9 protein-coding genes are annotated in these 12,569 nt (G+C 48.6%); 6 read left to right on the forward strand and 3 right to left on the reverse strand.

Going from position 1 to position 12,569, the window contains the following annotated elements; genetic code table 11:
- The first annotated feature begins 234 nt into the window (after positions 1–234).
- Positions 235–1,695: a glycosyltransferase family 39 protein gene (locus AC3WRW_RS24855; RefSeq protein WP_492548930.1), complete on the forward strand. Its 1,461-nt coding sequence runs from the start codon at positions 235–237 to the stop codon at positions 1,693–1,695.
- Between the two features lie 298 nt (positions 1,696–1,993).
- A complete protein-coding gene (locus AC3WRW_RS24860) occupies positions 1,994–3,313 on the forward strand; it encodes a deoxyguanosinetriphosphate triphosphohydrolase family protein (RefSeq protein WP_492548931.1) in 1,320 nt (439 codons plus the stop codon).
- A 72-nt stretch (positions 3,314–3,385) separates the two neighbouring features.
- On the opposite strand, the gene AC3WRW_RS24865 is transcribed toward AC3WRW_RS24860, so the two are convergent.
- Positions 3,386–4,378, reverse strand: a complete 993-nt coding sequence (locus AC3WRW_RS24865; protein WP_492548932.1) for an alpha/beta hydrolase — start codon at positions 4,376–4,378, stop codon at positions 3,386–3,388.
- Between the two features lie 312 nt (positions 4,379–4,690).
- On the opposite strand from AC3WRW_RS24865, the gene AC3WRW_RS24870 reads away from it, so the two are divergent.
- On the forward strand, positions 4,691–5,434 hold the full coding sequence (locus tag AC3WRW_RS24870) for an IclR family transcriptional regulator (protein ID WP_492548933.1): 744 nt from the start codon (positions 4,691–4,693) through the stop codon (positions 5,432–5,434).
- A 94-nt stretch (positions 5,435–5,528) separates the two neighbouring features.
- Entirely contained in the window at positions 5,529–6,419 is an 891-nt protein-coding gene (locus tag AC3WRW_RS24875) for a cation diffusion facilitator family transporter (RefSeq protein WP_492548934.1), read from the forward strand.
- Between the two features lie 81 nt (positions 6,420–6,500).
- Here AC3WRW_RS24875 and sleB read toward each other — a convergent pair whose 3' ends face one another.
- Entirely contained in the window at positions 6,501–7,160 is a 660-nt protein-coding gene (gene sleB, locus AC3WRW_RS24880; protein WP_492548935.1) for a spore cortex-lytic enzyme, read from the reverse strand.
- Between the two features lie 196 nt (positions 7,161–7,356).
- Positions 7,357–10,071: an aconitate hydratase AcnA gene (gene acnA / locus AC3WRW_RS24885; RefSeq protein WP_492548936.1), complete on the reverse strand. Its 2,715-nt coding sequence runs from the start codon at positions 10,069–10,071 to the stop codon at positions 7,357–7,359.
- Positions 10,072–10,360: 289 nt separating this feature from the next.
- On the opposite strand from acnA, the gene AC3WRW_RS24890 reads away from it, so the two are divergent.
- Positions 10,361–11,380, forward strand: a complete 1,020-nt coding sequence (locus AC3WRW_RS24890) for an amidase domain-containing protein (RefSeq protein ID WP_492548937.1) — start codon at positions 10,361–10,363, stop codon at positions 11,378–11,380.
- Between the two features lie 43 nt (positions 11,381–11,423).
- Positions 11,424–12,566 carry a D-alanine--D-alanine ligase gene (locus AC3WRW_RS24895; RefSeq protein ID WP_492548938.1) on the forward strand — a complete coding sequence of 381 codons (1,143 nt, stop codon included), beginning with the start codon at positions 11,424–11,426 and terminating at the stop codon, positions 12,564–12,566.
- Positions 12,567–12,569 lie beyond the last annotated feature (3 nt).

Here is a 12,569-nt window from a genome sequence, read left to right on the forward strand (position 1 = left end):
AAGAAAGTATAAGTTTTATACTTTTGCTTCGCATCTACCTTGACAAACGCGCCCGTCCTGAAAGGACGACGAAGTCGGTTATCCTTGCTTGCCCGATATAAACTGTAAAAAATATATATACCATTTTTTCCCTGTTTGAGGTATCTTTAATAAATGACATGGCAATTAATGGGTAAATATCAATCAAATTTAATTTATTCTATAATTTAGGAGACGAATAGGAACTAATATGACATGATAACAAAGAAATTTGAATGGATGTATTCCAAATCCCTGATCGTTTCAGGACTATTGTTTTTTATGTTTGCAATCATTGGAATTTATCGTATTGTTGCTAGTTTCATTAATATTGATGCAACTATAATTAGTGTTGTTATAGGATCGTTTTTTTTAGTATGTATAGTTATGTCCATAGCGGCAAGTGGACTTTCTACAAAAGTTTACGTAATTACTTTGTTAACAATCGCTATTTTAATAAGATTATTCTGGGTCTTATCTACGGATACGCAGCCGATATCCGACTTTTTATTTATGCATAACGCTGCTTTAAGTGCAGCTCAAGGAGACTTTTCATTCGGTAGCTCAGAGTATTTTATCAGTTGGGCGTATCAAGTTGGATTTACACTGTATCAGGCGCTGTTGATAAAATTGTTTGGTACTTCTATGATCATACTTCAATTGTTCAATATAATTTTTAGTGCTGGAACAGCCTATGTCATCTATTTAACAGCTGCCAAAGTATGCAATGAATTTTGCGGTAGAATTGCTATATTGCTCTATACTACATATATACCCAATATTATTTTGTGTTCAGTTTTGACGAATCAACATCAGTCTACTTTCTTTTTCTTTTTAGGGAGTTATTTTATAATCAGCAAAGGGCTGTTGACGAAGTACAATTGGATCATTATTGGTTTATGTTTTGGGTTAGGCAATCTTTTCAGACCTTTAGGGAGCTTTTTTATCATTGGTACAGTAATCTATATAGTTTTGTTTGAATTATTTCCTTTTCAAAAAAAGCAAGGGTGGACTTACATAAGGAATTCCATTGGTGTTATTGTCATATATGTTATGCTTCAACAGCTAATAAGCTTAACTTTAGTTACTACTGGTATCACCCCTTCTAACTTAACCAGTAAGGAGCCCTATTGGAAATTTGTTGTAGGATTGAATCAAGAGCATACCGGAACTTGGTCATTAGAGGATGCAAATTATGTAGCGCAGTACACTTTTGGAGAAGAAAGAAACAGGGTAGAGTTGCAAATGATACAGGATAGAGTGGCTGATAAAGTTCAGTTATTCATTCTTTTTATGAAAAAGTTTACACTATTGTGGGGATCTTCTGACTCATCTGTGGTTTGGAGTATAGGGAAGGGGGACGAATCATCCATTCTTCGTATTGCGTTGATTCTAACTGAAGGCATTCAGTACTTTTGGATCATGATATTTGGTTTTTTGTCGTTGTTGCTGTTGCTGCGAAAAAATGAGTACCCCAAACAGGCTTTCTTTTTGTTACTGCTTTTGGGTTATGCATTCATACACTTATTTATAGAGATTCAAACACGCTATCGGTTTGATATTATGCCTTGCATTTTTATCTTACAATGTTATGGAATATATATTTTGCACAAGTATTTATTAAAAGTAACAATTTCAATTAAGTCTTGGAGTAGAAAAGTTGCTATTTCCGAATAAAAGGAAAGTAAGTTTATTGTTAAACTGTAACCAACTTGAGTTAACTTGATGGTATGGGTGGTGCATAAAGACAAACGTCTTGTGCAACATCCTTTTTTTTGTACAAATAATAAGACATGACTTGTTGCCGAACGGGCGAATATAGTATTCTTTTATAAATATATAGCACCGGGGTGACTAGCGTACATGCTATAGCATAAACTGTTAACAGCAGGAAGAGGCTTAGAAACGGCTTATGGCTAGCTGTACAAATCGGACAGATCCGGGAGTTGGCAATAGTACCAGAGGAGGCAAGCTGATGAATAACATACGGAAATTTCGGCCCGGTGAGGCCGCTTCCTCTAAAGTGAGCGAAGAACGGGATGAATTTGAGCGTGATTACGCAAGGCTGATCCAATCGCCGACCTTTCGTCGGCTGCAGGGGAAGTCACAGGTGTTTGGAGCCGGCTCCGGCGACTATTACCGGACGCGGCTGACCCATTCGCTAGAGGTCGCCCAGATTGCCAGGGAAGTAGCGAAGCGTCTGGAGCGGACGAACCCTTTTTTGCAAAAAAGAGAGCATCCGGGTCTCATTATTGACCCTACCGTAGTCGAGTGTGCGTCTATTGCGCACGACTTCGGCCACCCGCCCTTCGGTCACAAGGGGGAAGAGGTGCTGAACCATATCCTGCTGAAGGATCACGGCTTGAAATACGAGGGCAACGCCCAAAATTTCCGAATTCTCATGTTTCTCGAGAAACGGGCGGGCAGCGAAAGCGGGCTGGATCTTACCGCGGCGGTCTTGCTCGGCATTAATAAGTATCCGTTTTTACTCGAGGAAGAAGGCCGGCTCAAGGGAGTATACGCTTCCGAGTGGGACATCATCCGCGAGCTGCGTAGAGAGTGGAACATGCCGCAGGGATGCTCCACGTTAGAGGCGCAATTGATGGATTTATGCGATGATATCGCGTACTCGACGCATGATATCGAAGACGGGATCCGCGCCGGCAAAATTCAGATGAACGCCACGTTCTTCGAAGATCAACGGCTGATCCGTCATTTGGTCATGGAAATATTGAATGATCCCAACAAGCATAAATTCGGCTGGGAGCAAATCGATATCGAGCAGATGGTCCGGAAGGTGCTGACCGATTATTTGGAGCAGTGGCAGCAGATTTTCACCGAGTGCAACCGGGAGGAATCGCGGACGCGCAGGGAGATGAAAGCGCGCTGGGTAAGCTCCTTTGCAAGCCGTTTGGACATTCTGGACGACCCTGAACGGGGCTGGAAGAAGGTTGCCCTCGTGAGAGACGGAGCGGAGGATATGAATCTGCTGCGGACGATGGAAATTCTGAAGAAGCTGGCATGGGTCACGCTGATTAAGGATTTTCGAGTGCTTCGTCTGCAGAAGCGCAGCGAGATCATCGTCGAGCGCCTGTGGGAAAGCTTTATCGATCAAGAAAGAGGGATGTGGATCATCCCTCCCGATTGGATCGATAGCTACGAGCGCCGGGGGGGCAGCTGGAGCTGGCCGCGGTTCGTAGCGGACTATATCTCCGGCATGACGGACGCGTACGCGGAGAAAGTGTATGCGGAGCTGTTTGCGAGCAAGTCCGGCTCGATTTATGAGATGGATTAAATGCGGATATCCCCGCAAAAAAATATCGACCCCGCAAGGGGTCGATTTTATAGGGAGGAGGGAATACCTGAATCAGTTTGCAGCCACAGCCTTCGGTGTCAGGCCGTTAAGGAAGCTCAGCGTAGTGCGCACGTACTGTTTCGGTTCTGCGCGATATAACAGCTCATGCTGCGCTTTAGGAATGATCCAAAGCTTCGACTTCGGATCACTCTGCACGCTATAAATATCCTCAACCATTTCGTAAGGTGCCTTGGAATCCTCTGTCCCATGAATGAAATAAATGGGCATGGAGTAAGCGGTCGAAGTTACCTTCTTATACGGAACCTCGTGCAAGCTCACCCCGTTCAGAAGCGGGAAAAATAAGCGAACGAGCGGGAGAGACGGAAATTTCGGGACATTTACAACTTGCTTCATATTGTGATAGAGCGTATCCGGATTGAGCATAAACGTGCTGTCCAGAATCATCCCCGAGATATCGGTGCCATTTTGAAGTGCGGCCTGAAGCGCTGTTCCTGCACCCATAGAGAATCCCCAGATATAGATCGGACCGCCTGTTAAATGTTTAATGTAGTTAACGGCTCCGAGCAGTTCCTGCGATTCTTGGATGCCGCCGGTCATAACATGTTCGTTGCCGGGATGAACATACCCGTAGTCAAACATCAGTACATTGTAGTTCTGCAAGTGAAGCTCGCGGGCCAGATTATAAATCGGGACCCACAGTTCTTCGCGATTGCCGCCGTAGCCGTGAGAAAATATGACGGTTTTGTCGGAAGGAGCCGGGATGAACCAACCGTCCAAATTCGAAGTGCCGTTGAGGCTTGGAAACGTAACGCTGCTGTAGGGAAGGCCTACCGCCCTCATTGGATCGGAATGAAGCGGGTCAATATGAGGCCGTGCCAACGTCCAGGCAATATAGGCATGAAAGCCAAGCAGGAGAGAAGTGCATAGCGTTAGGAATGAGATCAGGATGGTGAGAACCAGCCTTCTTTTGCGTCCAATCGGACGGGTAACGACTTGATCGAGCGTTGGTTGAAGTGAGCCTGGGGATAGTGATGTGGTTGACATCGCAGTACCCTCCCTCCATAGAAAGTAGTGTGTTCAAATAGGCTGCTCTGAGATGTTATAGGGAGAAAGGAAATATTATCTAAATTTTCAGATAAGTGATCTATTATCTTAATAGTATTCTGAATACGCTTTCAAGTCAATGCAGATGCGGCAATTGTAAAGCCATTGTAACCGTTCTGTAACAATAGAAGAAACAGATGTTTGACCTTTACGCATCGTGGGAGTTTGGTTATACTAGATATAACTGGGTTTCATATAGTGAAACAATTTGATGCTTCCGCAGGCCTAGAGGCAATGAAAGTGGTGTTAGTCATGGAAGATAACAAGCTGACGGTGCGAGCAGTGGAACGTGCTTTAGATATTATGCTCTGTTTTACCGAATCGACCGAGCTGACGTTGACTGAAATTGCAAGTCGTGTGGAATTACATAAAAGTACCGTACATCGCCTCCTGGCCTCTTTGGAGGGCAAGGGCTTCATGATGCGCGATGCGGCCACAGAGAAATACAGACTGGGCTACCGGCTTTGGGAGCTTTCGGCGAATCTCTCCCAAGAGGGCGATCCCGGCATCATTCTGCTGCCGGAGATGGAACGGCTGCGCGATCTTCTCGGCGAGACGATCTCGCTGTACGTGCAGGACGGCATGGAGCGCATCCGCATCCAAGCCGTGCAGAGCAACCACGCCATTCGCCGCGTTGCCCCTGTAGGGGCGCGAATGCCGCTTTACGTCGGCGCCTCGAGCAAGGTGCTCGTCGCCTTCGCTGAGCCTGCCGTGCAGCAGCAGCTTCTGGCTTCGGCCGACTGGCCGGCCGCATTGGATCAGCAGGCGTACCTGCAGCAGCTCAGCGACACCAAACGCGCCGGCTTCGCCACGAGCGTGGAAGAGCGCGAGCCCGGTGCGGCGGCCGTCTCCGCACCGATTATAGACCGCGGGGGCCGGCTTGTAGCCGCCCTCGCCGTATCGGGTCCAGCGAACAGGCTTACGCTGGAGCTGATGCAAGAGCAGGCGCCGCTCATTATGGAAGCGGCGCGGCGCATGGGCACGATGCTGCGCTAGCGCATCGTCCCGCAATCCCCTATCCTTGGTTTCAGGATAGGGGATTTTTTGCTTCTAGGAAGCCATACTAGAAGAGGGAAAGGAAGTGGCAAGCATGAAGAAGACAGCCTCGATGCTGGCGATCTGGATCAGCCTTGCCAGCAATATCGTGCTGACCGCCATCAAAATTGTCGTCGGTCTTCTAACAGGCAGCCAAGTGCTTATCGCCGACGGTATTCATAACGCGGGCGATGTGATCGCGACAGCGACAGCTTACAGCGCCATGCGCGTATCCTCGAAACCGGCGGATAGCGATCATCCGTACGGGCATGGCAAGGCCGAGGTGCTTGGCGCCTTCATCGTTGCGATCATTTTGGGCGCAGCCGCCATTTATATGGGGTATCACTCTATTCACGCGCTGTTTGAGCCTCCGGGCCATGCGGCTTTCATTGCTTTCGTGGCGGCGGTCATTTCGTTAATCTGGAAGCAAATTCTCTATGTCTACACGATGCGCATCGGACGCAAACTCAACAGCAAAGGCTTGATAGCGACGGCTTATGATCATTTGGCAGACGTTTATGCGTCTATCGCAGCCTCAGTCGGTATCGGTCTAGCCTTGATCGGCGACCATTACGGCTATGGAATTTTGGCCTATGGCGATCCTATAGCGGGAATCATCGTCTCTTTTCTGGTGCTGAAGCTTGCCTATGAGATGGGTCGGGAATCGTTCGATGTTCTGATGGAAAGAAGTGTCAACGAGGTTCAGATTGAACAATACGCGGCATTGATCCGTTCTGTGCCTGAAATCAAGCGGATTGACCGCCTGCGGGCCCGGGAGCACGGTCACTATATCCTAGTGGACGCCAGACTGGGTGTGCCCGGCACCCTTACCATCCAGGAAGGTCATGACATTATCCGCCGCATCAAGCATAAAATCCAATCCGCCCATAACGATGTGGACGAGGTGTTGGTGCATTTGAATCCTTGGTACAAGGAGCCCAACTAGCATTAGCTCATGAAAAAAACACCTCTTCGCGAGGCGGCTCCAACGAAGGAGCAGCTGTCTGAAGAGGTGTTTCTCTACGTCTTACTTGGCAAAAATATGATTGCCGATCTTAACCGTTTGCGGTCGCGACCAGATCCACTTGCTTGTTGCTGTTGCCGGATTGAAGTAATAGAGCGCACCGCCGCTTGGATCCCAGCCGCGCACAGCATCCTGTGCAGCTTGGTAGGCCGTGCTGTCCGGCGTCAACCAGTATTGCCCGTCAGACACTGCGGTGAAAGCTCCCGGTTCAAATACAATCCCTTCGATCGTATTCGGGAACTGACTTGATTTCAGACGATTCATGACTACCGCTCCGACGGCAACTTGTCCTGTATAGGACTCGCCCCGCGCTTCGCTGTAGATGACTTTCGCCAGAATATCAAGGTCCGCTTGATTGACCGAATACTTGCGTAAGCTTTGCCACGTATTTGCACCAACAATGCCATCAATCGTTAAGCCATAATTATATTGAAAATTACGCACAGCTGCGGCGGTTACTGGACCGTACACGCCATCTACCGGCTGCTGGTAATAGCCTAACATTTTAAGACGGAACTGGGCATCCCAGACGTCTCCGTTTTGAGAACCTGCCTGCAAAGTAACCGATGCGGCAGAAGTTGGTTGGCTCCATGCGCTTACAGATAGACCTAGACCAATCGAAGCGATCAGCATGACTAGGACGAGCCTTTTTAATGAGTTCATCTTCATCTCCCCTTTCGCTGTTATCCATTATAGGCGGGGAGGAAGGCGGGCTCAACCCGCAGTTATTACCAATGTGGCGCAATTCCTTGGGGCTCTAAGGCTGCGGCCGCCTCAAAAAACACAAAAAATCAGAGAAAGCCACATGGCAATCCCGGATTTTTTCGTTGTGTGTGATGTTTTATGACGAAAGATAAGATTAGTTTTTCTCAGCCAAGATTTGGCGAAGAACGGTTTGCAGAATACCGCCATTACGGTAGTAGTCCACATCAACCAAGCTGTCCAGACGCACCAGGGCGCTGAATTCGAAGCTTGTGCCGTCTTCGCGAGTCGCTGTTACTTTCACAGTCGAACCCGGTTGAACGTCGTTGCTCAGACCTGTGATGTCGAATGTTTCGCGGCCTGTAATGCCTAGGGACGTCCAGCTCTCGCCGTTCACGAATTGCAGCGGAAGTACGCCCATACCTACCAAGTTACTGCGGTGGATACGTTCGAAGCTTTCTGCGATAACCGCTTTGACGCCAAGCAGGAATGTACCTTTTGCCGCCCAGTCACGGGAGCTTCCAGTTCCGTACTCTTTACCGGCGATAACGACAAGGTTTTGACCTTCAGCTTGATATTTCATGGATGCATCGTAGATGGACTCCACTTCGCCAGTTGGCAGGTAAGTGGTTACGCCGCCTTCAGTTCCTGGCGCCACTTGGTTACGAATACGGATGTTCGCGAACGTTCCGCGCATCATCACTTCGTGGTTACCACGACGGGAACCGTAGGAGTTGAAGTCTTCTCTTTTTACACCATGGCCAATCAGGTATTGACCGGCAGGGCTGTCGACTTTGATGTTACCTGCAGGGGAGATGTGGTCCGTAGTAACGGAATCGCCCATGAGCGCAAGTGTTTTCGCAGCTTTGATGTCTGCGATATCATCAAGCACAGTACCAAGATCTGTGAAGAAAGGAGGCTCTTGGATGTACGTGGAGTTCGTGTCGAACTCGTATAGGTCGCCTTCCGGAATCGCGATTTGGTTGAAACGCTCGTTCGCGCGGAATACGTTGCTGTATTTGTCGCGGAACATGTCTGCGCTCATCGCGGAGTTCAACGCGTCTTGAATCTCTTGGTTTGTAGGCCAGATGTCTTTCAGGTAGACAGGTTGGTTGTTTTGGTCGTAGCCGATTGGATCGTTCGCCAAATCAATGTTTACTGTACCTGCAAGTGCGTAAGCCACAACAAGTGGAGGTGAGCCCAGGTAGTTCGCTTTGACTTGCGCGTGTACGCGGCCTTCAAAGTTACGGTTACCCGAGATCACAGCCGCAACAGTCATGTCGTTGTCTGCGATCGCTTTGCTGACTTCGTCAGGAAGCGGACCGGAGTTACCGATACAAGTTGCGCAGCCATAACCTGCAACGTGGAAGCCAAGCGCTTCAAGAGAAGGCAGAAGGCCTGATTTTTCCAGATACTCAGTAACAACCAGGGAACCAGGCGTCAGGGAGCTTTTCACGTAAGCCGGTTTTTTCAAACCGCGCTCAACCGCTTTTTTCGCTACCAGACCGGCACCGACCATTACGCTAGGGTTGGATGTGTTCGTACAGGAAGTGATCGCTGCAATTACGACAGCGCCAGTACCCATTTTAACGGTTTCGTTCGGGTAAACCACATCGACAACTTCAGCTACTTTCTCTTCGGAGAGACCGTATCCGCCTTTTTCGATTGGCTGACGAATGATGTTGTTGAAGGATTCTTTCATGTTCGTAAGTTCAACGCGGTCTTGCGGACGTTTAGGACCAGCCAAGCTTGGTACTACGGAGCTCAGATCAAGCTCGATCACGTCTGTGAACACAGGATCCGGCGTGCTGTCCGTACGGAACATGCCTTGTGCTTTATAATAAGCTTCAACCAGCGCGATTTGATCTTCTTCGCGGCCAGTGGAACGCAGGTAGTTCAATGTTTCGTTATCAACTGGGAAGAAGCCGATTGTTGCGCCGTACTCAGGAGCCATGTTCGCTACAGTTGCACGGTCAGCCAGGGAAATGTTGCTCAGACCAGGACCGAAGAACTCAACGAATTTACCTACAACGCCTTTTTTACGCAAGATTTGTGTAACAGTTAGAGCCAAGTCAGTTGCTGTAGCGCCTTCTGCCAATTGGCCTGTCAATTTGAAACCGACAACGTCCGGAGCTACGAAGTAAAGCGGTTGTCCAAGCATACCGGCTTCAGCTTCAATACCGCCGACACCCCAACCTACAACGCCAAGACCGTTGATCATTGTTGTATGGGAGTCTGTTCCTACGAGGGAATCCGGGTAAACAACTGTTTCGCCATCGATTGTTTTTGTAGCTGCAACAGAAGCAAGGTACTCCAAGTTAACTTGGTGAACGATACCTGTTGAAGGCGGAACTGCACGGAAGTTATCGAATGCTGTTTGCGCCCAGCGAAGGAAACGGTAACGCTCTTCGTTTCTTTCGAATTCTAAGTTAATGTTCATGTCAAGCGCATCCGGGGAACCGAAAGCGTCAACCATGACAGAGTGGTCGATAACGAGATCTACGGGAACAAGCGGGTTGATCCGTTTCGGATCTCCGCCTTCACGAGCCATTGTCGCACGCATTGCCGCAAGGTCAACGACGACAGGTACACCCGTGAAATCTTGAAGAACGATACGAGCAGGAATGAAAGGAATTTCTTTGTTGTCGTCACGGCCTTCAGCCCAGCCGGCGATTTGTTTCACATGTTCGCTTGTAATCGCACGACCGTCGAATTGACGGATAGCGGCTTCAAGCAAAACGCGAATGGAAACAGGAAGGTTGCTTACAGTACCGTGACCTTGGTTCTCAAAGTCAGGAAGACTGTAGTATTGGAACGATTGTGTTCCGACAGTTAACTGCTTACGCACAGAAAAAGTGTCCTTGTTGGACATAGGTTATTCCTCCTTTAATATCTTCATCCATTGGTTTCATCTAATGAAACTCAATTTCATAAATCCCCTACTTCAAGTATAGCGTTTCGGTGTGTATGAGTAAAGATTTATTTCAATCATTTTTGCCGCACAAATGTCATATATTGAATCAATTCAAAGCAAATCGGGCTCGTCCTAAGATGACAGTTATTTTGCCGCAAAAATGCTCTTTCCATAAATAAAGTTTCAACCGGGCGAGAAATCGCTCACCTAACTTTCCCAGCAAAAACTTTTTAGGAGGGTAACCCCGATGTCCTGGAAAACAGCGCTCTATAATTATGTCCACGCCAAAAATCAGTCAGAGCTTGAAGGCTCTGCAGCTCCAATGGAAGCTTATGTTTCAGACAGCGCTTATGTAAGCAGACAGGATGTGAGGGTACGCAGGCTCCTGGAAAGCTTTCACGACCGCGATGCCAAGCTGCTGCGCGGAGAGACGAAACTGCGTCTAACCGGTGTCAGAGAAGCAGCGCAAGGGATTATTGCGGATGTTAAGCTGCACCGCTTCATACACTACCGGATCGGTTCCGCCACGCATGTGGAGGAGCGCATTGAGCCTGAACGAATCCTCATAGACAGCACAGCGAACCGCTGGCAGGTGAGAAGCTCAGAGTCCCTTCAGGGGGAGAAATCGTCTCCGAACAAGCAACGGGGCGTCTTTTTCGCTGAGCAGGCAGATTTTGCGGAAGGCGTGCGCAGAGCGCCGTCGCTTCCTTATATCAACCATAGTATACTCAACAGCGGAGCTCAGGAATTCGTTCCGCGCAAAATCATTTATAATCGCGCCAAAGCCGTCCAATATGCGGAAACATGGTGGCAGACGCCGAACCCAAAGTATGAGGAGTTCGAAGTGGATTGCACCAATTATGTATCGCAATGCCTCTTTGCAGGCGGGGCTCCAATGGACTATACTGGGAAAAGGGATTTAGGCTGGTGGTACGCTGGCAGAAGAGGCCATCAAGAGCTGTGGAGCTTCTCCTGGGCGGTTGCCAATAGCTTGCAATCCTTCCTTTCGCACAGTCGTAAAGGGCTTCAAGGGCATATCGTTCAAGACCCGAGAGAACTACAGCCGGGAGACACCATCAGTTATGACTGGGACGGCGATGGCCGTTATCAGCATAATGTTGTTGTGACGGGCAAAGATGCCAACGGCATGCCGCTCGTCAATGCACACACGTATAATAGCCGCAACCGCTATTGGGCTTATAAAGATTCACCTGCTTGGACGGTGCGGACCCGATACGCATTCGTTCGAATTGCTGACGAAATGTAACAGGTACATTGGAAGGAAAAGAACGACTAGACGGAGGTACGCAATGAGCGGCAAAATAAGAGTTGGACTAATTTATGGAGGGAAATCAGGAGAGCATGACGTGTCCTTGCAAACAGCAATGGCCGTTATGAAAGCCGTAGACTTCACCAAGTATGAAGTTGTGCCGTTTTACATCTCCAAGAAAGGGGAATGGAAAAGCGGTGCGCCTCTATTGGCTCCTACTGCATCGAAAGAGGTATTGACGTTCAACAGCGTTGACTCCGCACATGCGCCTGTTTCAAATGCTTTAGCGCCTATTTTTGGATCCGTTCAACCGAAAGGCGATGTAGCTGTCGCTTCCGCCGCCGCGGCTGGAACGAAGGATGGCCTTGATGTCATTTTCCCGCTTTTGCACGGTACGTTTGGCGAAGACGGAACCATTCAGGGCTTGCTGGAAATGGCGAATGTCCCCTATGTAGGAGCAGGTGTACTGGCTTCTGCCGTGGGCATGGATAAAGTCATGATGAAAAAAATATTTGCGCAAGAAGGACTTCCGCAATGTATTTTCCGCCACTTCACCCGGGCAGAATGGGAAAAGAATCGCGCTTATCACCTCGTTGAGCTCGAAACGGCCATTGGCTACCCGTGTTTCGTGAAGCCGGCTAACTTGGGTTCCAGCGTTGGTATTTCCAAAGCAAGGAACCAAGCGGAGTTGATTGAGGCGGTTAATTTTGCCTTCCAATATGATCGTAAAGTCATTGTGGAAGAAAATATCGATGCCCGTGAGATTGAAGTTGCGGTACTCGGAAATGATGAGCCACAAGCGTCTGTTGTTGGCGAAATTGTTTCCTCGAACGAGTTTTACGATTATAAGGCCAAATATGTCGACGGCAAATCCGCGATGGTGATCCCGGCCGATATTCCGGCGGAAACTGCTGAGCAGGTCAGACAGCTTGCGCTTCAAGCCTTCTTGGCTGTGGATGGCAGCGGCTTGTCCCGTGTGGACTTTTTCCTCGGCAAAGCCGATCAAAAGATCTATATCAACGAAATCAACACAATGCCGGGCTTCACGCCTTACAGCATGTACCCATTGCTGTGGCAAGAATCCGGCAAGCCATACGCAGAGCTGCTGGATGATCTCATTCGTCTGGCTATAGAACGGCATACAGCGAAGCAAAGTATCCAATATTCTTTTGATGTGGAGTAGATG

This window comes from Paenibacillus sp. FW126-R14, assembly GCF_058789495.1.